This window comes from Anaeromassilibacillus sp. 1001302B_160321_C8, assembly GCF_015554745.1.
GTDB lineage: Bacteria > Bacillota > Clostridia > Oscillospirales > Acutalibacteraceae > Anaeromassilibacillus > Anaeromassilibacillus stercoravium.
Genome location: NZ_JADNJD010000002.1, coordinates 197,397 through 221,277, shown reverse-complemented (window position 1 = coordinate 221,277; position 23,881 = coordinate 197,397). Strand labels below are relative to the sequence as shown.

Genomic DNA, 23,881 nt, shown 5'->3' with positions numbered 1-23,881 from the left:
ATTTGATTGTTTTGAGCCCTTATAATGTAAAATACGAAAAATATTTTTCGCTTGACAAAAAATGGATTTGCAATATAATTAAAAAAATTGAAGTATTTTAAAATGAGCCGTTTTGTATCTTATGCCATTCAAAATGGCTGGCCCAGGTAGCCCCATGAGGGAAATGAATCCTATGGATTGAGGGCTTATTCCGCTCGGCGGACGACAATCAAAGTGAGAAAGAATGGTGTGAATATGAGTTTTCAGATCCTGGGGACGGGAAGTGCCCATCCTGCCTGCTCGCAGACAAACGATGACCTTTCGGCTTTCCTGGATACCTCGGATGAATGGATTTCCACCCGGACAGGAATCAAAAGCCGGTATGTCTGCACAACCGAAACCATATCCGATCTGGCGGTCGAGGCAGGGCGTGCGGCGCTGCGAGATGCAGGCGTCGAACCCGAAGAGCTGGATCTGATTATCTGCTCAACGATTCGGGGCGACTACATAACGCCTGCTCTGGCCTGCGTTGTCCAGAACAGGCTGGGGGCGACTTGCCCGGCGTTCGACATCAATGCCGCGTGTTCCGGCTTTGTTTATATGTTGGACGTTGCAGCCGGCTATTTTGCCCGCAAGCGCGTCAAGAAGGTCCTGCTGATTGCCGCGGAGGAGATGTCCAAGCTGCTCGATTGGAAGGACCGCCGGATCTGCGTGCTGTTTGGCGATGGGGCTGGCGCGGCTGTGTTGGGCGAGGGGGACGGCTTGCGCTCCATCCGCATTACGACGTCCGGCAATATGGACGTGCTTAGGATTCCGAACGTGCAGGGAAATTCGCCTTTTGGCGAAACCAAGGATTGTGAATCCTACCTCTTTATGGATGGGCAGGAGGTCTATAAATTTGCAGTCAACGCCATGTGTAACGATATACGCACCGTGATTAAAGAGGCGGGCCTGACAGAGGACGACGTGGATTTTGTGCTTCCCCACCAGGCCAACCTGCGGATCATTGAAACCGCAAAGAAACGGCTGGGTATCCCACCGGAGAAATTCCATGTGAACATCAGCCGCTATGGAAATACCTCTTCTGCGGGTGTTGCAATTCTGATGGATGAGATGCACCGCGCGGGAGCGTTCCATCCGGGCGATGTGCTTGTGATTTCCACCTTTGGCGGGGGCCTGACGACGGGCGCTTGTACACTGGTTTGGACCGTATAAAGAAAGATTGAGTGGATATCTGGAAAGGAGCAATTTTTATGATAAAGACACCGATTTGCGAGTTGTTTGGCATTGAATATCCGATCTTCCAGGGCGGCATGGCCTGGGTTGCGGATGCGTCCCTCGCCTCTGCGGTTTCGAACGCAGGCGGCCTGGGGATTATCGCCGGGATGAATTCCAACGGCGAACAGCTCCGCGCGGAGATCCGCAAGTGCCGTGAGATGACAGACAAGCCCTTTGGCGTCAACGTGATGCTGATGAGTCCCTTTGTCGAAGAGGTTGCACGCGTTGTGGTAGAGGAAAAGGTACCGGTCCTCACCACGGGCGCAGGGAACCCCGGCAAATATATGCCCGCATGGTTGGAAGCCGGGATCAAAGTCGTCCCAGTGGTGGCTTCTGTGGGCGTTGCAAAGCTGGTTGAGAAGCGCGGCGCAGCTGCGGTGGTCGCAGAAGGTGGCGAAAGCGGCGGACACATCGGTGAGCTCACCACCATGGCGCTTGTCCCGCAGGTGTGCGACGCGGTGAAGATCCCGGTGATCGCGGCGGGCGGCATCGCGGATGGACGTCAGCTGGCGGCAGCGTTCATGCTGGGCGCGGTGGGCGTGCAGGTGGGTACCCGCTTCCTGGTGGCGAAGGAGTGCACCATCAGCCCGGTCTACAAGGAAAAAATTCTCAAGGCAAAGGACATCGACACCATCAGCACGGGCCGCCGACTGGGGCATCCGGTGCGCGCGTTGAAGACGCCCTTCTCCCGCGAGTTGGCCCATATGGAATATGACCCCAATGTAACCGACGAGGAATTTGAAAAGTACGGCGTGGGTGCGGTGCGCAAAGCGGCGCGAGAGGGCGACGCACAGCATGGCTCGTTCCTGGCTGGCCAGGTGGCCGCAATGGTCAATAAAGAGCAGACCTGCAAAGAGATCATCGAGGATCTCTTCACACAGGGCGAACAGGTTCTCGGAGGTGCGATGAAATGGGTAAAATAGCCTTTTTGTTCAGCGGGCAGGGCGCGCAGTATCCTGGTATGGGAAAGTCGCTCTGCGAGGCCAGCGAAGCGGCCAAGGCGGTGTTCGATCTGGCGGATTCCATCCGTTCGAATACCTCTGCCCAGTGCTTTTCCGGGACGAAAGAGGAATTGAGCCGCACGGAAAATACGCAGCCGTGCGTCTATTGTGTGGATCTCGCGGCGGCGGAAGCCCTGAAAGCCAGCGGGATTGTGCCGGACGTGGCGGCCGGCTTTTCCCTTGGCGAGGTGGCTGCCCTGACGTTCTGCGGGGTGCTCACCCCGGAGGATGGCTTCCGTCTGGTGTGTAAGCGCGCTTCCTTTATGGACGAGGCGGCGGAGCGGACAAACGGCGGCATGGCCGCTGTGCTGAAGCTCTCCGACGAGCGTGTGGAGGAACTCTGCGCGGCACATCCGGGGACCTATCCGGTAAACTACAACTGCCCGGGACAGGTGTCCGTGGCGGGCGAAAAGACGGCTTTGGAAGGGCTCTGCAAGGCGGTACAGGAGGCGGGCGGCCGTGCCGTTCCGCTGGCGGTGAGCGGCGGATTCCACTCCCCGATGATGGATTCTGCGGCGGCGCAGATGCAGGAGGAGCTTAAGCAAGTGGAGGTCTCCGCGCCGGCGACGCCGCTCTATGCAAACTATACGGCAGAGCACTATGCGCAGGATGCGGCGGCGATTAAGCAGAACATCGCCATGCAGGTCAACCACCCGGTCCCGTGGCAGGCGATTTTGAAAAAGATGGCGGACGAGGGCGTCACCGATTTTGTAGAGGTCGGGCCCGGCAAAACGCTCGCCGGTTTGGTTAAAAAGACGCTCCCCGGCGTATCCATCCATCGCGTGGAGGATGCGGAAACCTTACAGGCCACGGTGGATGCGCTGAAATAAAGCCATTTCCAGATCAAAATGATGAGAGACTAAAGGAGGAATTTTTTTGCTGACCAATCAGACTGCGGTTATCACCGGAGGTTCCCGCGGTATCGGCCGTGCGATTGCATTGAAGATGGCAGAGAGCGGCGCCAATGTTGCGATCGTGTATGCGGGCAACGAAGAGGCCGCCAACGAGACATGCGCGCTTGCCGCAGAGCACGGCGTGACCGCCAAAGCGTACCGCTGCGACGTGTCCGACTTTGATGCGACAAAGGAGACGGTGGCACAGATTCTGGCGGACTTTGGGCAGATCAACATTTTGGTGAACAACGCCGGCATCACGCGCGACGGCCTGCTGCTCTCCATGAAGGAGGCCGACTTTGACGCGGTGATCGATACGAATTTGAAGGGCGCTTTCCATATGATTAAGCATTGCTATTCGCATTTCATGAAGCGCCGCAGCGGAAGGATCATCAACATCTCCTCCGTCTCAGGGTTGATGGGCAACGCAGGGCAGGGGAACTACTCTTCCGCCAAAGCCGGGCTGGTCGGTCTGACCAAGTCCGTGGCGAAGGAGCTCGCTTCCCGTAATGTGACCTGCAACGCCATTGCGCCCGGTTTCATTGAAACGGATATGACGGCAAAGCTCAGCGATAAAGTAAAAGAAGGCGCGAGTGCGGCGATCCCGCTCAAGCATATGGGCAAGCCGGAGGATATTGCAAATCTGGCGGTCTTCCTGGCGGGAGACGGCGCGTCGTATATCACGGGCGAAGTCATCCGCGTGGATGGCGGCCTCGGTATGTAAAAGTTTGGGGGATTGTAAAAAATGGAAAAACGAGTCGTAATTACCGGAATCGGCGCAGTTACGCCGGTTGGCAACGACATCCCGACCACTTGGGAGAGCTTGCTTGCGGGCAAGAACGGCATTGGAAAAATTACGAAGTTCGATACGTCCAACAGCAAAGTGAACATTGCGGCAGAGGTCAAGGGATTCGATCCGTTGCTGTACATTGAAAAATCCCAGGTGCGCAAGATGGACCTGTTCACCCAGTATGCGATGGCTGCCGCGGCGCAGGCGATGCAGGACAGCGGCATCGAGGGCAAAGTGGAGCCGGAGCGCTTGGGCGTCTATATCGGCACGGGCGTCGGCGGAATGAATACCTTTGTGGAAGAGACCACGAAACTGCTCAACAAAGGGCCGAAGGGGATTTCGCCCTTCTTCATCACCAAATTGATTACCAATATTGCCGCCGGCAATGTTGCGATTAAATACCAGGCAAAAGGCCCGTCCCTCTGCGTTGTGACGGCCTGCGCAACTTCCGCCCACGCAGTGGGCGAGGCGTTCCGGGCGGTCAAGCACGGCTATGCGGACGCGATCATCGCAGGCGGCACGGAGGCGACCATCAATGAGCTGGCCACTGCCGGTTTTGCCAATTGCATGGCGCTGTCCAACAGCGATGACCCGGAGGACGCCTGCACACCGTTCGACAAGCGCCGCAGCGGGTTTGTCATGGGCGAAGGCAGCGCGGTCTTGATCCTGGAGGAGTACGAGCACGCGGTTGCGCGCGGCGCGAAGATCTATGCGGAGATGGTCGGTTATGGGAATACGAACGACGCCCATCACGTGACCGCGCCGGACCCGGAGGCGGACGGACCGGCAAATGCCATCCGCCAGGCGATTGCGGAAGCACAGATGCCTGCGGACGCATCCCTGTACATCAATGCGCATGGTACGAGTACACCTCTGAACGACAAGACAGAGACATTGGCGTTCAAAAAGGCGTTGGGGCAGAAAGCATACGGGGCGGTTATCAGCTCCACGAAGTCTATGACCGGCCATATGCTGGGCGCTACGGGCGCGCTGGAGGCCATTGTATGTGCGCTGGCCCTGCAAAACAGCGTGGTCCCGCCGACGATCCACTATCAAGAGCCCGACCCGGAGTGCGACCTCGACTACACCCCGAATACAGCCCGGAAGGTCGAGTTGGACTATGCGCTCTCTACCAACCTCGGCTTTGGCGGCCACAACGCATGTTTGGCGTTGAAGAAGTACAACGGGTAAGGAGGGAGTTTCATGAAAATCGAAGAAATCCGGGAACTCGCACAGATCATGAAGGAAAACGGCCTTGGAATGTTGGAATTGCAGGAGGATGGAACCAACCTGCGCATGGAAGCCGCCAGTGCCGCAGCTCCGGCAGCCCCGGCGGTCGTGCCTGTGGTACAAGCGGTGCCCGCCGCTGCACCCGTGCAGGCAGCTCCGGCAGCCCCTGCTTCGGCGGCTTCGGCAGCGCCGGTGGCCACGCAGGATGGCACACCGGTGGACTTCAACAATTTGAAAGAGGTCAAGTCCCCGATGGTCGGCGTGTTTTATCAGGCGCCTTCCCCGGAGGCGGACCCCTATGTCCGCGTCGGCAGCAAGGTCAAGAAGGGCGATGTGCTGTGCGTGATCGAAGCGATGAAGCTGCTCAATGAGATCACCGCGGACACGGACGGGGAAATCGTCGATGTTTGTGTAGAGAATGGACAGCTGGTGGAATACGGCCAGGTGCTCTTTAAGATCTTTTGAGGGCAGGAGGAAAAAGACCTATGACGAGAGAAGAGTTGAAAGAGATCCTGCCGCACCGCGAGCCCATGCTTCTATTGGATGAAGCGACCAAGATTGAGGACAATCTGGCGGAGGGCAAATATACGGTGCGCGGCGACGAATGGTTCTTGCAGGGCCATTTTCCGGGCAACCCGGTGGTCCCGGGCGTCATCCAGTGCGAAATGATGGCGCAGACCTGCTGTGTGCTGCTGGTGGAGGCGGTAAAGGGACATACCCCGCTCTACACCGGTTTGGATAAGGTGCGCTTTAAAGGGCAGGTAAAGCCGGGCGATACGATCGTATTCCATTGCAGCGCAACTGGACAGCGCGGGCCGTTCTGCTTTGCAAAAGGCGAAGGGCGTGTCAATGGCAAATTGGTGGTAAAAGGGGATCTCTCCTTTGCCATCGTTTGAGCATTGTGAATTTGATGATAAAGAGGTGTAGACCTTGTTTTCAAAGATATTGATCGCCAACCGTGGGGAAATCGCTGTGCGCATTATCCGCGCCTGTAAAGAGATGGGGATTTCCACGGTGGCCGTTTTTTCAGAGGCGGACCGCGACGCGTTGCATGTGAGCCTGGCGGATGAAAGCATCTGTATTGGCCCTGCGCAGGTACAGGACAGCTACCTGAATATGACGGCGATCCTTTCCGCGGCAGAGGCGACCGGGGCTGGCGCGATCCACCCGGGGTACGGTCTGCTCTCTGAGAATGCCAAGTTTGCCGCCCTATGTGAGGAGTGCCACATCGTCTTTATTGGGCCGTCCTCCAAGGTGATCTCCGAAATGGGCGACAAGGACGCTGCACGCAAGACCATGATTGCAGCGGGCGTGCCGGTTGTCCCGGGATGCGAGATGGTAGAGGATCTGGCCAAAGCCCACGAAGAGGCGGACCGGATCGGGTATCCGCTTCTGGTGAAGGCGCGCGCGGGCGGCGGCGGCAGAGGGATTCGCCGCGTAGACCGTTCTGAGGATTTTGAGGACGCATTCCGCTCCGCTTCTCAGGAAGCCCAGCTTGCTTTTGGGGACGGCGGCGTTTATCTGGAGAAGTTTGTCGCCCCCGCGAAACATATTGAGATGCAGCTCCTCTGCGACCGGCAGGGGAATGTCATCACGTTGGGGGAGCGCGAATGTTCCATCCAGCGGAAGAACCAAAAGATGATCGAGGAAAGCCCCTCCCCGGCGGTCACGCCGGAGCTCCGCCAGAAGATGGCGGAGGCGGCGGTGAAGGCCGCCAAGGCGGTTGGCTATACCGGCGTTGGGACCATCGAATTCCTGCTGGACCCGGATAAGAATTTCTATTTTATGGAGATGAATACCCGCTTGCAGGTGGAGCATCCGGTGACGGAGATGGTCAGCGGCATCGACCTGGTCAAATGGCAGATCCGCGTGGCTGCGGGAATGCCTCTGGCCTTTACGCAGGACGATATACATATTTCCGGCCACGCAATTGAGTGCCGCATCAATGCGGAAAATCCGGAGTTGAACTTCCGGCCGAGCTGCGGCAGGATCTCCCTGCTGCATATCCCGGGCGGGCCCTGGGTGCGCTTTGATACGGCGCTGTATCAGGACTATATGGTTCCGCCGTTCTATGATTCCCTGATCGGCAAGCTGATTGTCCATGCCCCGACGCGCGAGGAGGCCATCCGCAAGATGCAGGCCGCCCTGTGCGAATTGGTGGTGGAAGGCGTGGATCACAACGCGGAACTCCATATGGATATTTTGAGCACACCGGCGTTTAAATCCGGAGATTACTATACAAACTTCATGGAACTGCGGGAAAAGAGGGGATAACGGATGCTTCCAAAAAACCTATTTAAAAAGCCGAAAAACGACCTGGAATCGTATGACAAATATACCAAGTCCCCGGCGCCGGATATACCAAGCGAGCTGTGCATCTCCTGCCCGGAGTGCAAGGCGATGCTGTTCACAAGTGAACTGAACGAAAATCTCGACGTTTGCCCAAAGTGCGGCCACCACTTCCGCGTGAACGCGCGGCAGCGGATCAGCATGATTGCAGACGAGGATTCGTTTGAGGAACACGACGCCAACATGCGTTCGCGCAACCTGATCGGGTTCCCCAATTACGACCGCAAGCTCAAACACGCGTATCTGGAGAGCGCGGAGAAAGAGGGCGTTGTCTGCGGTACGGCGCGCATCAACGGCATGAAATGCTGCCTGTTTGTCATGGAACCCTATTTTATGATGGGAAGCATGGGCACGGTGGTGGGAGAGAAAATCACCCGCCTGATTGAATACGCCACGGAGCACTCTCTGCCGGTGATCGGCTACACGGTTTCCGGAGGTGCGCGCATGCAGGAGGGGACGCTTTCCCTGATGCAGATGGCGAAGACCAGCGGCGCGGTCAAGCGCCACAGCGACGCGGGAAACCTGTACATTGTCGTGCTGACCGACCCGACGACCGGAGGTGTTACGGCCAGCTTTGCAATGGAAGGGGACATCATATTGGCTGAGCCGCACGCGCTGATTGGGTTCGCGGGGCCGCGTGTCATCAAGCAGACCATGCGCCAAAAGCTCCCTGCGGGATTCCAGCGCGCAGAGTTCCTGTTTGAAAAGGGGTTTGTGGACCAGGTGGTTCAACGCAGCGAACAGAAGGAAATGCTGGCAAAGCTCCTGTCTTTGCACGGCGCAATCCCGGAAGGAGGGGCGTCCAATGGAAGCATTTGAGCGCGTACAGGCGGCCCGTTCGAAAGGCCGGCCGACCGGAACGGATTTTATCAATCACATCTTTGATGATTTCATCGAGATGCACGGGGACCGCCGCTTTGGAGACGACAAGGCGATTGTGGCAGGAATCGCGCGTTTAAACGGGATGCCTGTCACCGTGATTGCGTTGGAGCGCGGCCACGATACCAAGGAAAAATTATACCGGAATTTTGGCTCCGCCCATCCCGAGGGATACCGGAAGGCCCTTCGTCAGATGAAATTGGCGGAGAAGTTCCACCGCCCTGTGGTCTGTTTTGTCGATACGGCGGGCGCGTTCTGCGGGATTGCAGCGGAAGAGCGCGGCCAAGGCGAAGCGATTGCAGAAAACCTGAGTGAAATGATGACCCTTAAAACGCCGATTATCTCGGTGTTTATTGGGGAAGGAGGCAGCGGCGGAGCCATCGGGCTTGCAGTTGCCGACGAGGTGTGGATGCTGGAAAACGCCCTTTATTCGGTCATTTCGCCCGAGGGATGTGCGAGCATCCTCTGGAAGGACAGCTCGAAGGTGAAAGAAGCTGCCAGCTGCCTGCGTATGACGGCGGAGGATCTGTTGCAGCTCGGGGTGATTGAGCGGGTCATCCCAGAGGGGCACAATCAATTCGAAGAGGTTTATCAGGGCTTAAAGACGGATCTGTATGAGAAGCTTTCCCAGAATGCAAAGCTCCCCATCCAGCAGCTGCTTGAGAACCGGTACAACCGATTCCGCAGAATGGGGGCTGGGAATGGATGATTACACTTGTGACGGACAGCACTGCCTACCTGACAAAGGAGGAAGCGGATCGTTTAAAGCTCCGTGTGGTGCCCATGCATTATACCATTGCCGGGAATTCCTATACCGAGGGGTTCGCGGACGAGAATCAGAATTTTGTGGATAAAATTGCGGCGAATCCGGATCTCTGCGCAACCGCACAGGCCTCGGTTGCGGATTTTGTCGGAATGTTTCAGGCGATTGTCCATCAGGGCGGCGAGGTGCTCTGTGTGGTGATTTCCTCGCGGTTGAGCGGTGCATATAGCAGCGCCTGTATTGCGGCAAAGGCTGTGGATGCGGAAAAGGTGCGCGTTGTGGATTCCCGCACAACGGCGGGAGGACTGGCATTGCTGCTCAAAAAGGCGGCGAAGCTGATCCGGCAGGGCTATCCTTTGGAAGATATTGTAGCGCAGGTGAAAAAGCAGCGGGAAAAGACCGGCATCGCCTTCTCCGTAGAGGACATGGAATCCTTGCGGAAGAGCGGCAGATTGAGCATTGTGCGCCAGTCCGTGGGGGCGATTTTGAACATCCGGCCGATCCTCTGTTTGGAAAAAGACGGCGGCGCATTGGTTTGCGCCGGCACGGCGCGCGGCCGGAATGCACAGATGCAGGCGCTGGCGGACCGGGTGCCGGAGGATGCTGTGGAGGTCATCATTGAGTCCCTGGGGAGCGCCTATATTGCGCCCGCTCTGGCGGAGCGCATCCGCGCGCGTTTGCCGCATGCGGCCATTTCGCGGGCAACCTTGGGGCCTGTCCTGGCCATCCATATCGGCCTCGACGTCATTGGCGTTGCGTGGTCGGTTGAATAGAACGGAATCCTGGGTATTTTATAGAAATAGACTATATGGAAAAAACGTCCGAAATGGGCTTATTGAAGCCTGTGTCGGACGTTTTTGCGTTTATGGCGGCTATGAAGCGGGAGAATATCCCACACAGGTTGCTGCAAGGCACCCCGCTCTTGGCGGCAACCTTAAGAGACAGCGCTTTTATGCATCGGCGCCACTGCCGGGGTGAGCCTCTGCATAGATGGGGAGTTCTACGGAAAAGGTCGTATGATTGTCTGCACTCTCCGCAGAAATCTTTCCGTGTGCATTTTCCACAATGGATTTGGCGATGGCAAGGCCAAGACCATAACCGCCGGTTTCGCGGGAACGTGCGCTGTCCGCCCGGTAAAACCGGTCGAATACGTGGGGGAGCGCATCGGGGGAAATCTCTTCCCCGGAATTCCGCACGGACAGGACAGCGTGATTCTTTTCACGTGAGAGCACAACCTCCACGATCCCGCCGGAAGGGGTATGTTTAACGGCATTGTCGAGCAGGATGTCCACCAGACGGGAGAATCTCTCCGGGCTGCCGTTTACCATGAGATGCTCCGAAATGCGGGAACGGATTTCCACGCCCTTTTCATAGGCAACGGCTTCAAAGGAGAGCAAGCAACCCGTTGTCAGACGGCTGAAATCCACGGCGCGTGTAGGGATGGCGTCCTGGTCGTGGTCCAGCTTTGCGAGCGTCAGCATATCGTTGATGAGCCCGTTCATCCGGGTGATCTGAACCTGCATGGCGGAGATCCACTGATCCTGGCTGGCGACCGATTCCGTCCCGTTTTCTGCTAGGACGGAAAGGTTGGCGTTCAGGATAGCGAGCGGCGTTTTCAATTCATGAGAGGCGTCCGCCACAAAGTTTTTTTGACGGTCAAACGCCTCTTTGACCGGGCGCACCGTGCGGGTGGCAAAGAGCGTGCTCAACCCAAACAGCAAGAGCAGGCTTAAAATAGTAACGCCAAACAGGATCAAAAGGATGTTCCGCTGCGTGGCAATGGACCCCGTCTGGTCCAGAAGTACCAAATGGGCGTGTTCCCGATCGAATGCGTAGGAAAAATGGTAGGTATCGAGTGAGAAATTTCCGCGTTCCTGCTCCTGTTCCTGCGCCATTTCCGTGGCCTGTTGGACCAGCTCGGCCGATACGCCCGGGGGCGCGCTGAATGTGGCAACCTCTTGCTGCTCATCCAGAATGACACGGATGGCCCCCATGACCGGCGGGGGCTGACGGCCTCCGTCGTCGCGCATTTGCAAAGCGGCGTTTAACGTCATCTGCGTCTGCTGCTCATTTGCAGCGATCATCAATACAGCGGTCACTGCAAAAATAGCAATGAACACAAGGCTCAAGAGCGCCATGTTGAAGCGGACCAGCTTCCATTTTAGCTTCCGAAACATAGCGGTTCCTCCAAACGGTATCCCACATTCCGGATACAGGCGATGCGCATCTGGGAGCACAAATAGGTCAGCTTCTTGCGAAGGAAGGAGATATAGACCTCCACATTGTTCCCGGCCGCGCCGTTTTCAAACCCCCAGAGCCTGGTCAGCAATTCCTCCTTGTTGAGGATGGTATCCGGATGCAGAAAAAACTGTTTCATGATTTCGAATTCTTTATTGGCGAGCTGGACCCGCTGGTCCCTGCGCGAGAGCGTGTAATTCGCCAAATTCAGGGTGAGATCACCCACCTGTAACGTGTCGTCAAAGATCAATTCCCCCCGGCGGCGGGTCATGGCGCGGATGCGCGCCAGCAGCTCTTCTGTTGCAAACGGCTTGGCCAGGTAGTCGTCCGCGCCACAGTCCAGCCCTGCCACTTTGTCGCTGATTTCCCCTTTTGCGGAGAGCAAAAGCACCGGCGTGGAGATGGAAGCTTCGCGCAGCCGCTGCAAAACCGTTAAACCATCCAGCTTTGGGAGCATGATGTCCAGCAGGATAATGTCGTAAATTCCTGTCAAGGCTTCGTCCAGGCCCGTTTCGCCGTTGTAGGCGGCGAAGGTTTCCCATCGTTTTTTACTGAAGATTTGACAAAGCGCGTCGCTCAAAGGCTTTTCGTCCTCGATTAATAAGATTTTCATGATAATCCCCCTCTTTTGGAGTTTCCAATGTCCGCAAAACTCCAATAATCCATCATTAGAATACCGGAGGCCTGTGAACATAGTTTGCCGGAAATGTGAAGGTTCTATGATTTTGCAAGGGCAAGGCAGCGTGCTGCAACCGTTGGGCTCCTAGCAGAGATAATCGGCTTAGCATCCATCCCAGCGCGCCCAAACATTCAGGCTTGGCCGCCTGTGACGAAATTGTGAAGACACCCTTAAACTTGTGTGAAGTGGGAATTTTTTCAGCTTGATTTCAGGTTTCGTCCCTATAATAAAGACCGTACAAACGGCAGGGGATCAAACCGGTCCCGTGCAATGACAGAGAAAGGGGTGTATCTTCCATGAATGGATTTCTGCAGCGCAGAGAATGGACAGCGCGCTTCCCCTCGTTTTGGGGGACGCACCGGTGGGCAATTTTAGCAGGCCTCTTGGGCGCGGCAGTCTGGGCGGCGGGGATCGCAGGGACCCTTTTGCTTGCCAGAAGTTAACCTGTAAATTCTTTGATGAGGTGATAGTAATGAATCATAAATGGAAACGGACCATGTCCGTGCTTTTGGCGATGGGCACGGTTGCTCTCTCCATCCCGGCGCAGGGCTTCGCCGCGTCCGTGGATACGTCGGAAAAGGTGCTGTCCAATCTGGGGATCACCGATTCCGTGTTGGTGGGCTCCAACGTCGAAGTGACCCGCGGCCAATTCGCACAGCTTTTATTGAATACGTCGTCCTTTAAGGGGAAGGCGGGAACAACTGTCAACTATCGCCGCTTCGGCGATGTTGCGGCGGATCATACGTATGCTACGGCAATCAATGTTGCAACCCAGCAGGGATGGATGACCGGCTATCTGGACGGCACATTCAAACCCGACCAGCCGGTCAAGCTGCGCGAGGCCGTGTATGGGGTGTTGGCGTTGCTCGGATATACCAACGAGGACTTTACTGGGGATCAGACGCAGGGGCGCATGTCCATGTACTATTCGAAAGAACTGGACGACGGCTTGGCGTTGGTTTCGATGGAATCCAATTTGACCATGTCCAACTGTAAATCCTTGCTCTATAACACGCTCAAGGCGACCAACAAATCCGGGAGCATGTATGGACAGATCTTTGACTGCGAACTGGATGCGGATGGCGAAATCAACTATCTGAAATTATCCGACAACAATGTAAATGGTCCGATCGAAGTAACGGATAGCAAGGACATCGGCGATATCCTGCCGTTCAGTGAAGAAAACGCCACGTATATCATCGACGGCGAAGTGGGATATAACCTCGACTACAACAGCGTAGATGTGGGGGATGTCGTCTACTACAGCAGCAAAACGCGCACGGTTTGGGTTTACCAGGACCATCGCGACAGCGGCGAAGTGACGGGCATTGTCTATGACAATTCCAGCTCGATGATCCCAGTGGCCGTCTATGTGGATGGAACGAAGTACACCATCGAAAGCGAAGAGATGCAGTATGCATTCTCCACATTGGGCGAGGTGCATGTGGGCGACGAGATCACAGTGGTATACGACGATGAGTCCAGCACAGACGATGCGGACAGCTATAATTTTGTATTGAAGGGGTACCTGCTCGATGACTGATACAGATGATGTGAAGTTCAACACAGCAGAACTTGAGAATTTACAGCCAAAGCGTTCCTTCTTCCGCAGAAAAAATAAAACCGGCAGAAAGCGTCCCAAATGGAAAAAGTTTGTCAAAATTATCATTGCCTTGGTGCTGGTGGCAACCCTGGCCTTTGCCGGGTTCCACATCCTCAATCGAAACGAAGGCTCCAATGGGATGGAATCCGAAACACGGACGGCCACGGTCGAGCGGCAGACGATCCAGTCGTCGATTTCCTCCTCCGGCACATTGGCCGCTTTGGATACATACACCATCACCTCCCTGGTTTCCGGAGAGGTCATCAGCGCGGATTTTGAAAAGGGCGACCAGGTGGAAAAGGGCGATGTCTTGTACCGCATTGACACCGGGGACGTGGACGAACGTATTGAGTCCGCGCAGACCTCCTTGGAACGCGCGCAGGAGCGTTACCAGGAGGCGCAGGAAAACTACGATGAGGCGGCCGAGGACTACCAGTCCCTTGATTATGTCTCCCCGGAGGAAGGCTATGTACAGGCGGTCTATGTGGAAGTAGGGGACACCGTCAACAGTGGCGACAAGCTGGTTGACCTCTATAATGACCGGACAATGGTCCTCAAGGTGCCGTTTTTGAATACGGATGCCAACCAGATTTCCGCCGGCGATACGGCCCAGGTGCAGATTTTGGAAACCTATGAAACCGTGAGCGGTACGGTGACAGCGGTGAGCTCCATGGAGCAGACGCTCAGCGGCGGCAGCGTTGTCCGGATGGTGACCATTGAAGTGGGGAACCCGGGCGGGATCTCCACGTCCAGCACGGCGGCAGCCACAGTCAACGGCTTGGCATGCAGCGGCGACGGGACGTTCACCGCAAAGCTGGAAGAGACGGTCACCGCCGATCACGGCGGGGAAATTGCGTCGATGGCCGTGGAAGAGGGAAGCTATGTCCATGAGGGCGCAACGTTGTTTACCTATACGCAGGAGTCGGCGGACGATGCGCTTCAAACGGTCCAGGATTCCTTGGAAACGGCGGAACAGAGCGTAGAAGATGCCGAGAGCGAATTGGAGAATACACAGGATAGTTTGGAGGACTATGAGATCACCGCGCCGATTTCCGGCCAAGTGATTGTCAAAAATACAAAAGCCGGCGATACGCTCAACAGCGGAGGAGACAGCAACACGGCGATGGCGATCATATACGATATGTCGGCGCTCACCTTTGACATGTATGTGGATGAGCTTGACGTCCTCGATGTAGAGGTCGGGCAGAAGGTGGAAGTCACAGTGGATGCGTTTGAAGGGGAGACCTTCACCGGGCAGGTGACGAACGTCAGCCTGGAGAGCACTTCGAGCAACGGCGTCACCCAATACCCCGTGACGGTCCAGATGGACGAAGTGGGGGATCTGCTCCCCGGTATGAACGTCAACGGCGAGATCATCATCGACGAGGCGGAGAACGCGCTGGCGATCCCGGCGCAGGCGCTGCAGCGCGGCAATGTCGTCTATGTGCAGGACGACAGCGTTACAGAGGCGCAGGGCAATGTCCCGGCTGGGTTCCGCTCCGTAGAGGTAGAGACCGGCTTGATCAGCGAGGATTATGTAGAGATTAAGAGCGGCCTCTCCGAAGGGGACGTCGTCTACATTGACCCGACCACATCGACCGACAGCACCACCATGATGGGCATGGGCGGCATGCCCGGCGGTGGAATGCCTGGCGGTGGCGGTGGAATGCCTGGCGGCGGTGGCGGCATGCCTGGCGGTGGCGGCGGTGGCCGCGGCGGACCGGGAGGTGGATTCTAAGATGGCACAAACACATACCGGTACGCAGCCGCTCATTTCCCTCCAGAATATCTATAAGATCTATCAGATGGGCGATATGGAGGTGCGCGCAAACGACGGGATTTCCCTCGACATTTACCGGGGCGAGTTTGTCTCCATCGTGGGAAAGTCCGGAAGCGGCAAATCCACCATTATGAATATCATCGGCGCGCTCGATGTGCCCACCGAGGGAAAATATATCCTCAATGGCCAGGACGTGAGCGAAATGGAGGACGATAGCCTTGCGGAGATCCGCAATAAGACCATTGGGTTTGTCTTCCAGCAGTACAACCTGCTTCCCAAGCAGAACCTCCTGGAAAATGTGGAGCTGCCCCTGATCTATGCGGGAGTGGGAAAAAAGGAGCGCACAGAGCGCTCGCTGGAATCGCTGGAACGGGTGGGGCTGCGCGACAAGTGGCGGTATATGCCGCAGCAGCTTTCCGGCGGCCAGCAGCAGCGTGTGTCCATCGCGCGGGCGTTGGTGGGAAACCCTTCCCTGATTCTGGCGGACGAACCCACCGGCGCATTGGATTCCAAAACGGGCCGGGAGGTCCTGGACTTCCTCAAGCAGCTGCATGAGGAGGGGAACACCGTAGTTATTATCACCCACGACAATTCCATTGCAGTGGAGGCCGAGCGCGTGGTCAAGATCAGCGATGGAAAAATTATATTTGACGGAGACGTGAAGGCCTATGAGTCAATCCTTTAGGCTTGCGCTCAAGAGCATCGCAAGCAGCAAAATGCGCTCCTTCCTGACCATGCTGGGCATCATCATCGGTGTGGCGTCCGTCATCCTCCTGGTCAGCTTGATGCAGGGAATGACGAACTATATCTCGGACAGCTTTTCCGATTTGGGGACGGACCAAGTCAGCGTTTCCGTCACCAATACGGATACCCGAAACGTGGACGTCGATACCATGTATGAATTCCTGGAGGAACAACAGGACTTGTTTGCTGCGATGAGCCCGACCGTTTCCGTGGGGGGAACGCTGAAAAATGGTACGGAGAGCTCCACCACCGCTTCGATTTCCGGTGTTGGGGAGGATTATCTGAATATCCAGGCGCTGGAGCTCTCCATGGGACGTTTTATCCAGTACTCGGACATTTTGTCGCGGCAAAAGGTCTGCGTGATCGGTTCCTATGTGGCACAGGAACTTTTTGCGGGGGAATCAGCGTTGAATCAGACGCTGAAAATCAATGGCGAAGCCTATACTGTGGTCGGCGTTTTACAGGAGAAGGCCGATTCCGAAGAAGGATCGTCGGATGACTGCGTCTATCTTCCGTATTCGGTCGCAACGAAGCTTTCATTCAGTGCGGATATTTCCAGCTATGTCTTTACCGTGAAAAACACGGATTACATGGAGCAGGCTAAAAGCGTTTTGGAGGACTATCTCTATGGGATTTTCATGAACGAAGACCTGTACAATGTGACCAGCCTCTCCGAAATGTTGGAGATGGTCACCTCCATGACCGATATGATGACGATGCTGTTGGTGGGGATTGCCGCAATCTCCCTATTGGTGGCCGGCATTGGGATCATGAACATCATGCTGGTATCCGTCACAGAACGCACGCGGGAAATTGGCATCCGCAAGTCCCTTGGCGCGAAGCGCCGTACCATTTTGCAGCAGTTCGTCATTGAAGCGGGCGTGACCAGCTCCCTGGGCGGGATTGCCGGCATTGTGATTGGCTGTATATTGACGCCACTCACAGGCAATTTGATCGGGTTCGAGTCAACCCCCTCGATCAGTGCGATTTTGGTTTCCTTTGGCGTTTCGGCTGGGATCGGCATCATCTTTGGTTATATGCCGGCGCGCCGGGCGGCAAACCTGAACCCGATCGACGCCTTGCGCAGCGAATAGCGTTTGCCGGGCTAGGGCATGTGCAATTGTGCGGCGTTGGAATCTTCCCTCAAACCTCCTAATTCCATTGGCGGCGCCGCTTTTGTTATAAAGAAGATTCCAACACGCGTCCCGAAAGGATGGCTTCCAACATGCCCTCCTGATTTATATAGAAAAGAGCACGGTAGCCATAGAAGCTACCGTGCTCTTCACTTTTTCGTAAAAATGGAAGTGGATGCGGCAAACCGTATGTTAAACAATCTGGAACAGATAGAATTTCAAATAATCCGTCTCGGGTACATTCCAGAGGATGGGATGGTCGGGGGATTGCTGGCGGGCCTCGATTTGCCGCAGGGAAACGCCCGCGTCAAAGGCCGCGCTACGCAGCATGTCCCGGAACAGTGCGTCCGTCATGAAATGCGAGCAGGAGCAGGTGGCCAGATAGCCCCCGCGCGGCAGGAGCTTCATCGCGCGGAGGTTGATCTCCTTGTAGCCGCGGATCGCGTGGTCCACCGTTTGGCGCGATTTGGTAAACGCAGGCGGGTCCAGGATCACAAAATCGTAGTCACTTTTGGAGCCGCAGGGCAAAGAGGGGAGAAGGTCAAACACATTTGCCGCCTCAAAGTCCATCCGGTCGAGGAGCCCGTTCCGGCAGGCGTTTTCCCGCGCCATGTCCACAGCGGATTCCGAAATATCCACGCAGCGGACATGCGCCGCGCCGCCCTTGGCCGCGTTTAATCCAAAGGAGCCCGTGTGCGTAAAGCAGTCCAGCACGCGCTTTCCCCTGCTCAGGCGGGCGACCGCCTGCCGGTTGTATTTTTGATCCAGGAAGAAGCCGGTCTTTTGCCCGTTCTCGAAGTCCACCAGATAGCGGATGCCATTCTCCACAATTTCGGTCTGCGTGCTTTCCGGGACCGGGCTGCCGTCCAAGGGGAAGAAGCCCTTGTTTTGCTCCATGCCTTCCCGCTCACGAATGGCGACGTCGTTGCGCTCGTAGACGCCGCGGATGTCTTGGCCGTCCTCCCGGAGGATGCGGACCAGCAGGGGGAACAGCATGGATTTCCGCTGCTCCACGCCCAGGCTGAGCGTCTGTGTGACCAGGATGTCGTTGAATCGGTCCACCGTCAGGCCGGGGAAGGAATCCGCCTCCCCAAAGATAACCCGGCAGCAGGCGAGGTCGTCCCCCATGACCGTCTTGCGGTATTCCCAGGCATAGCGCAGGCGGCGCTCCCAAAAGGCTTCGTCAAAGCGGTCGTTTGCATTGGTCGAGAGAAGCCGGACCCGGATCTTGGAGTGGCTGTTGAAAAAGCCGGTGCCCAAGTACCGCCCGCGTGGGCTGATGATGTCCACCAATGCGCCATCGTTGCATCCGGCTTCGCCCTCCACCAGTTCGGTGTGGTAAATCCACGGATGGCCGGATTTGATGCTGTTTTCTGCCTTGCGGGTGACTTCCACCCGCGGATAGGTACGCTCCTGTTTCATAATGCGCTCCATTTCTAATAAAATTAACTGGGCATTGCCCTGTTTGGTTTCTACTGTTTGCCGGGCGTGAAACATGCCCGCCGCTTTTGAGGGCAGCGGGGCGCCCCGGTAACGCTGGCTTGCGCTTTATTATAGCACAAATCCCCTGCGAGGAGGAGACAGCCGGGCCGATTTTTCCCACAAAAGGATACAGGTGAGAAAGCGGGGGTGGAATAATTTCCAGTTCTGCGTTATAATAACAGAAGCGTATAGGCCTGTTATCACAAAGGACAGGTCTGCGGGTGTGCTGTAGGGGGAACAGAAGGCTCCCCCGCGCGGGAGCTCTCAATGGAAGGACAAATGGAAGAGAATCTGCCAGCCGCCCGTGTTCTAGGGGAATTGCGAAGGGATTGCATCCATCGAAACCGGTCCATTTGCAGATCGTTTCGTGTCTTGCCGGGCCATGGCAAGCGGCATGGGAGAGCGAAAAAGCGGCTATTTTTGAATTGCGTACGGAATCCAGAGGCACGTCCGCCAAAAACAGAGATGCAAATGGATGGTGTACCGCACATTTTCCCCTGAAAAATATATATTGTAAAGGAACCGATATGACATTTCAACAATTGGGGATTATCCCATCCATCTTGAACGCATTGAAAAAGGAGGCATATACCGCCCCGACTCCGATTCAGGAGCAGGCGATCCCTCCGGTCTTGAAAAAGAAGGATCTTTTGGGCTGCGCCCAGACGGGCACGGGAAAGACGGCGGCTTTTGCTGTGCCAATCCTTCAGCTTCTTGCCGAACAGGGCAGCGTACATCCCAAGAAGATCCGCGCCCTGGTTCTCACTCCCACGCGGGAGCTGGCTCTCCAGATTCAGGAGAGCTTTGCGGCATATGGCCGCTTCCTTCCGTTAAAGACCTGCGTGATCTTCGGCGGCGTGCCGCAGAACCCGCAGGTGCAGCAGCTCAAAAAGGGCGTCGACGTCCTGGTGGCAACGCCGGGCCGGTTGAACGACCTGATTGGGCAGGGATTTATCAAATTGAAGGATGTTCAGATCTTTGTGCTGGATGAAGCGGACCGCATGCTGGATATGGGCTTCATTCACGACGTCAAAAAGGTGATTGAACAATTGCCGAAGAAGCGGCAGACCCTCCTGTTTTCGGCCACCATGCCGCAGGAGATCGAAGAGCTGGCGGATACCATCCTGCACAACCCGGCAAAAGTCAGCGTGACGCCGCCGGCGACCACGGTGGAGGCCATTGAACAGAGCGTGTACTTTGTCGATAAAGAGAACAAGCGCCGCCTGCTGATCCACCTTTTGCAAAATCCCGAAATCGAATCCGCCCTGGTGTTTACCCGCACAAAGCACGGCGCAGACCGCGTTGTGCGCGAGCTGAAAAAAGCGAATATCCAGGCGGCCGCCATCCATGGCGACAAGTCCCAGAATGCGCGCCAGAAGGCCCTCGGCGATTTCAAGCAGCATAGGACCCGCGTGCTCGTCGCCACGGACATCGCTGCGCGCGGCATCGACATCGAGGAGCTTTCGCACGTCATCAACTACGACATCCCGGAGGTGCCGGAGACCTATGTACACCGCATCGGGCGCACGGGCCGCGCGGGGATGTCCGGGATTGCGTTTTCGTTTTGCGATATCAACGAGAAGGCGGACTTCGAGCGCATTGAAAAGCTGATCGGCAAGCAGGTCCCCGAAGTGGCGGATCATCCGTATCCGATGCAGAATACTACGCCGGTGCCAAAATCGGAGCTGCGACGGAACCGCGGGCAGCGCCCGGCGGCCCCGCAGCAGGCACAGCCGCGCAAACAAAAGGCGGCGCCTCCCCAGGAGGCAAAGCCGAAGAAATCTTCCAAGAGGCCGGCGCAGAAAGCGGCTGCTGCGCCCTCCGCACCCAAGGTACAGCCAGCTGCGCCGAAGAAGAGCAATTCCATCTTTCCACAGCCGACGGGCGGGAAGCGCATGGAGCCCCTCACGGAATTCCCATCGTTGCAGGATGTTTTGCCCAAACAGCGTCCCACCCTGCTGAGCAAGACGGAAGGGGGCAAAAAGCCCCGCCAATATCGCGACCCGGTCCCCGGAGGACGCGGGATGCAGGCAAAACCTGCCCAGCAAAGGCGCGCCAAAGCGCCGCATCCGGTGATCCAGCGCGCCGAACCTGCGCGCAAACGCCCGGTGGATCAACCCTTGGGGCAGACGCGCTTTGGAAGCCGGCGGGGTTGATGTATGGCGATCAACAAGCTGGTGATGGCGGCGCTGAAGGCGCTGTCCTATCCGGATATTGATATCAAGCGCAACTACAAATGGGAGCGGCAAGTGGAAAATGTGGCGCACTACCACTACCTCAAGCCTTTTTACAAAGCGTGGGATCACAAGGTTTCCTGCGGGGATCACGAGGTCCCGGTGCGCATCTTTTCCCCGCCGGGGAGGATGCGCCATGCGATCCTGCTCTTTTTCCACGGCGGCGGCTGGGTCTTGGGGAACATCGATTCCTATGATAAGGTGTGCGCAAACATGGCCCGCCTGACCAACCATCTGGTCGTCTCGGTGGACTACCGGCTGGCGCCGGAATATAAATTTCCCGCGGCGCCCGAGGACTGCTATGCGGTTGCGCGGGAAATCTTTCTTCACACAAACCTTTTAAACACCCCGGCGGAGAATATCACCCTGATTGGGGATAGCGCAGGAGCCAACCTTGCGGCGGTTGTCTCCCTGATGGCGCGCGACCGGGGGGAATTCCTTCCGCGCCGGCAGATCTTAATCTATCCGGCAACCTACAACGATCATACGGAACATTCCTTTTTTGATTCGGTGCGGGAAAACGGGACGGATTACTTATTGACCTCCAAGCGCGTCTGCGATTATATGGACTTATATAAGAGCAGCGACGAGGATCTGCACAATCCATATTTTGCCCCGCTGTTGGCCAAGAGTCTGGCAGATCAGCCGGATACGCTGGTCATCACGGCGGAGTACGACCCATTGCGCGACGAGGGGGAGGAGTATGCACGAAAACTGCGGAAATTCGGCAACCAGGTGCAGCTGCACCGCGTTGCGGACGGCCTGCACGGGTTCTTCTCCCTTCCGCCGAGCTTCCCGCAGGTGAAAGAATGCTATGAAATCATCAACCGTTTTTTGAGCGAGGTGCCGCAAGAGTGAAAGCAAAAAAATCTGCGGATTGGAGGCGGCTGGACAACGCGGCGAAAATCTTCCCGTGTACCAGCACCAAGGCGGACACCAAGGTGTTCCGGTTTTCCTGCGAGCTGACCGAGCCCGTGGACCAGCCCACGCTGCAATTGGCGTTGGAACGCGCGCTGGAGGTGTTCCCGGGCTACCGGTGCAGCCTGCGCCGGGGGATGTTCTGGTATTATCTGGAGGACAGCACCGAGCAGCCCATCGTCCGGGAGGAGTACCGACCCCCATGCAGCGCGCTCTATGAAAAGGGCAGCCGTGGCCTGCTCTTTGAAGTGACGTATTTCCGCCGCAGGATCAATTTTGAAGTCTACCACGCGCTGACGGATGGCACCGGGGCGGTGCAGTTTTTGCGCGTATTGGTCTATCACTATCTGACAATCCGGCACGCGGACCGCTTTGCGGACGCGCTGCCCGCGCTGGACTACGATGCGTCCGCCACAGAGAAGATGGACGACAGCTTCCGCAAATATTACACGCGCAAACGCAAGCAGCATGAGGCCTCCCCGAAGGCGTATAAATTGCGCGGGCCCAGCCTGCCGGATCACCGCATCGCGGTGATCGAAGGGGTGATGCCGGTCAAGGCGGTGCTGCAAAAGGCGCACGAATACGGTGCAACGATGACCGTGTTTTGCGCGGCGCTGCTGATGTGCTCCATCGAAAAGGAGATGGCGATGCGCCACAAGAAGCGCCCGGTCGTTTTGGCGGTGCCGGTCAACCTGCGCAGCTATTTCCCCTCTGGGAGCGCCCGCAATTTTTTCAGCGTCATCCAGGCGCGCTACCATTTCCGAAAAAATTCGAACCGGCTGGAAGATGTGATCGCCAGCCTGCACGATACCTTTGAAAGCGAATTGACCCAGGAGAAGATGGAGGGGCGGCTGAACCAGTTTGTCCAGTACGACTTCAATCCGGTGGCCCGCATCGCGCCCCTGGTCGTCAAAGATTTCGTGATGCGGATCGGTTATGATCTCTCCGCGAGCAAGGAGACGGCGGCCATTTCCAATGTGGGGAGGATCGACATGCCGCCGGAATTGCGGGAATACATCCGCCTGTTCGACGTGTTCGTCAGCACGAGCCGCCTGCAGGTTTGTATGTGCTCCTTTGGGGACCAACTGACCGCCAGCTTCACGGCGCCGTTTGTCAGCACGGACATTCAGAAGAACTTTTTCCGTTTTCTCACCGGGATGGGCATCCCGGTGGAAATTACGTCCAATGTGCCGTTCGGGGCGGGAGAGGGGGACCGGAAATGAAGTACTGTGCCAAATGTAAAGTTACGGTGACCGGTGCGGGTACACGCTGCCCGCTGTGTCAAGGGGGCCTTCAGGAAAACGGTGAGCCGGATGTGCGCGGCGCAATCTTCCCAAACATCCCCGACACGCTGCATAAACACAGCCTGTTTTTCCGCATCTTGATTTTGGTTTCCGTCGCCGCCGTGGTGATCTGCGGGGTCATCAACTTGATCCTCCCGGAGCACGGCTGGTGGTCGTTGTTTGTGCTGGCGGGGGTGGTCTGCGGCTGGATCAGCCTCGCGGTGGCGTTCCACTACCGGCGGAACGTCCCGAAATCCATCCTATACCAGGTGGTGGTCGTCTGCGTTTTAACTACCCTGTGGGATTATTGGACGGGGTGGCACGGCTGGTCGATCGATTATGTGATCCCGATCACCTGCGTGGTGGCGATGCTGGTGCTGGCGATTACCGCGCGGGTGTTTAAGCTCAATTTGGGCAGTTTTATCATGTATTTTACCATCTCCGCACTGTTTGCCATTGTGCCGGTGATCTTCTATGTGCGGGGAATGCTCCAAGTGGTCTATCCCTCCCTGATCTGTGTGGCGGGCAGCATCATTTCGTTGGCCGCATTGATTCTCTTCGAGGGGGACAACATGCGCAAGGAGCTGAAACGCAGGTTACATTTATAAAACAGGAAATGTGTACA

At 56.7% G+C, this 23,881-nt stretch carries 22 protein-coding genes; 19 read left to right on the top strand and 3 right to left on the bottom strand.

Annotated elements, in window-relative coordinates; all coding sequences use genetic code 11:
• The first annotated feature begins 234 nt into the window (after positions 1–234).
• Genes I2E77_RS02520 through I2E77_RS02470 form a run of 11 tightly spaced genes read left to right on the top strand, consistent with a single transcriptional unit; the run spans position 235 to position 9,935 of the window.
• The gene (locus tag I2E77_RS02520; RefSeq protein ID WP_195450554.1) at positions 235–1,194 is read left to right on the top strand and encodes a beta-ketoacyl-ACP synthase III; all 960 of its coding nucleotides are present in this window, start codon (positions 235–237) and stop codon (positions 1,192–1,194) included.
• Positions 1,195–1,232: 38 nt separating this feature from the next.
• Positions 1,233–2,180 (top strand): enoyl-[acyl-carrier-protein] reductase FabK, encoded by a 948-nt coding sequence (gene fabK, locus I2E77_RS02515; protein ID WP_087234973.1) that lies wholly within the window; start codon positions 1,233–1,235, stop codon positions 2,178–2,180.
• Complete coding sequence (locus I2E77_RS02510) at positions 2,168–3,088, top strand: ACP S-malonyltransferase (protein WP_191448293.1); 921 nt, start codon at positions 2,168–2,170, stop codon at positions 3,086–3,088. Before fabK ends, I2E77_RS02510 begins: the two co-directional genes overlap by 13 nt.
• A 46-nt stretch (positions 3,089–3,134) precedes the next feature.
• Positions 3,135–3,875: a 3-oxoacyl-[acyl-carrier-protein] reductase gene (gene fabG, locus I2E77_RS02505; protein ID WP_243252493.1), complete on the top strand. Its 741-nt coding sequence runs from the start codon at positions 3,135–3,137 to the stop codon at positions 3,873–3,875.
• Between the two features lie 21 nt (positions 3,876–3,896).
• Positions 3,897–5,132, top strand: coding sequence for a beta-ketoacyl-ACP synthase II (fabF, locus tag I2E77_RS02500; RefSeq protein WP_191395567.1), 1,236 nt, complete (start codon positions 3,897–3,899; stop codon positions 5,130–5,132).
• 12 nt (positions 5,133–5,144) lie between these two features.
• Entirely contained in the window at positions 5,145–5,636 is a 492-nt protein-coding gene (accB, locus tag I2E77_RS02495; protein WP_191405569.1) for an acetyl-CoA carboxylase biotin carboxyl carrier protein, read from the top strand.
• Between the two features lie 20 nt (positions 5,637–5,656).
• Positions 5,657–6,067, top strand: coding sequence for a 3-hydroxyacyl-ACP dehydratase FabZ (gene fabZ / locus I2E77_RS02490; protein ID WP_087234978.1), 411 nt, complete (start codon positions 5,657–5,659; stop codon positions 6,065–6,067).
• A gap of 34 nt (positions 6,068–6,101) precedes the next feature.
• Positions 6,102–7,445 (top strand): acetyl-CoA carboxylase biotin carboxylase subunit, encoded by a 1,344-nt coding sequence (gene accC / locus I2E77_RS02485; RefSeq protein WP_087234979.1) that lies wholly within the window; start codon positions 6,102–6,104, stop codon positions 7,443–7,445.
• Positions 7,446–7,448: 3 nt separating this feature from the next.
• On the top strand, positions 7,449–8,339 hold the full coding sequence (gene accD / locus I2E77_RS02480; RefSeq protein ID WP_087234980.1) for an acetyl-CoA carboxylase, carboxyltransferase subunit beta: 891 nt from the start codon (positions 7,449–7,451) through the stop codon (positions 8,337–8,339).
• Positions 8,326–9,108, top strand: coding sequence for an acetyl-CoA carboxylase carboxyltransferase subunit alpha (locus tag I2E77_RS02475; RefSeq protein WP_087234981.1), 783 nt, complete (start codon positions 8,326–8,328; stop codon positions 9,106–9,108). The genes accD and I2E77_RS02475 overlap by 14 nt, the downstream gene beginning before the upstream one ends.
• Positions 9,105–9,935, top strand: a complete 831-nt coding sequence (locus I2E77_RS02470) for a DegV family protein (protein WP_087234982.1) — start codon at positions 9,105–9,107, stop codon at positions 9,933–9,935. Before I2E77_RS02475 ends, I2E77_RS02470 begins: the two co-directional genes overlap by 4 nt.
• 177 nt (positions 9,936–10,112) lie before the next feature.
• On the opposite strand, the gene I2E77_RS02465 is transcribed toward I2E77_RS02470, so the two are convergent.
• Entirely contained in the window at positions 10,113–11,339 is a 1,227-nt protein-coding gene (locus I2E77_RS02465; protein WP_195450553.1) for a sensor histidine kinase, read from the bottom strand.
• Complete coding sequence (locus I2E77_RS02460) at positions 11,324–12,013, bottom strand: response regulator transcription factor (RefSeq protein ID WP_195450552.1); 690 nt, start codon at positions 12,011–12,013, stop codon at positions 11,324–11,326. The genes I2E77_RS02465 and I2E77_RS02460 overlap by 16 nt, the downstream gene beginning before the upstream one ends.
• A 538-nt stretch (positions 12,014–12,551) precedes the next feature.
• Here I2E77_RS02460 and I2E77_RS02455 point away from each other — a divergent pair.
• The 4 genes from I2E77_RS02455 to I2E77_RS02440 are packed head-to-tail and all read left to right on the top strand — an operon-like array spanning position 12,552 to position 17,300.
• Positions 12,552–13,622, top strand: coding sequence for an S-layer homology domain-containing protein (locus I2E77_RS02455; RefSeq protein WP_195450551.1), 1,071 nt, complete (start codon positions 12,552–12,554; stop codon positions 13,620–13,622).
• Positions 13,615–15,420, top strand: coding sequence for an efflux RND transporter periplasmic adaptor subunit (locus I2E77_RS02450; RefSeq protein WP_087234986.1), 1,806 nt, complete (start codon positions 13,615–13,617; stop codon positions 15,418–15,420). Before I2E77_RS02455 ends, I2E77_RS02450 begins: the two co-directional genes overlap by 8 nt.
• Position 15,421: 1 nt before the next feature.
• Complete coding sequence (locus I2E77_RS02445; RefSeq protein ID WP_087235000.1) at positions 15,422–16,147, top strand: ABC transporter ATP-binding protein; 726 nt, start codon at positions 15,422–15,424, stop codon at positions 16,145–16,147.
• The gene (locus tag I2E77_RS02440) at positions 16,131–17,300 is read left to right on the top strand and encodes an ABC transporter permease (protein ID WP_087234987.1); all 1,170 of its coding nucleotides are present in this window, start codon (positions 16,131–16,133) and stop codon (positions 17,298–17,300) included. The genes I2E77_RS02445 and I2E77_RS02440 overlap by 17 nt, the downstream gene beginning before the upstream one ends.
• Before the next feature lie 231 nt (positions 17,301–17,531).
• Here the strand turns inward: I2E77_RS02440 and I2E77_RS02435 are convergent, their stop codons facing one another.
• Positions 17,532–18,761 carry a class I SAM-dependent rRNA methyltransferase gene (locus I2E77_RS02435; RefSeq protein WP_191405213.1) on the bottom strand — a complete coding sequence of 410 codons (1,230 nt, stop codon included), beginning with the start codon at positions 18,759–18,761 and terminating at the stop codon, positions 17,532–17,534.
• Between the two features lie 587 nt (positions 18,762–19,348).
• Here I2E77_RS02435 and I2E77_RS02430 point away from each other — a divergent pair.
• From I2E77_RS02430 to I2E77_RS02415, 4 genes are read left to right on the top strand one after another with little or no spacing between them, the layout of a single operon-like run.
• On the top strand, positions 19,349–20,977 hold the full coding sequence (locus I2E77_RS02430; protein WP_195450550.1) for a DEAD/DEAH box helicase: 1,629 nt from the start codon (positions 19,349–19,351) through the stop codon (positions 20,975–20,977).
• A 3-nt stretch (positions 20,978–20,980) separates the two neighbouring features.
• Entirely contained in the window at positions 20,981–21,913 is a 933-nt protein-coding gene (locus I2E77_RS02425) for an alpha/beta hydrolase (RefSeq protein WP_087234988.1), read from the top strand.
• A complete protein-coding gene (locus tag I2E77_RS02420) occupies positions 21,910–23,196 on the top strand; it encodes a hypothetical protein (RefSeq protein ID WP_195450549.1) in 1,287 nt (428 codons plus the stop codon). The genes I2E77_RS02425 and I2E77_RS02420 overlap by 4 nt, the downstream gene beginning before the upstream one ends.
• Positions 23,193–23,864: a DUF6320 domain-containing protein gene (locus tag I2E77_RS02415; RefSeq protein WP_087234990.1), complete on the top strand. Its 672-nt coding sequence runs from the start codon at positions 23,193–23,195 to the stop codon at positions 23,862–23,864. Before I2E77_RS02420 ends, I2E77_RS02415 begins: the two co-directional genes overlap by 4 nt.
• The last annotated feature ends 17 nt before the right edge of the window (positions 23,865–23,881 follow it).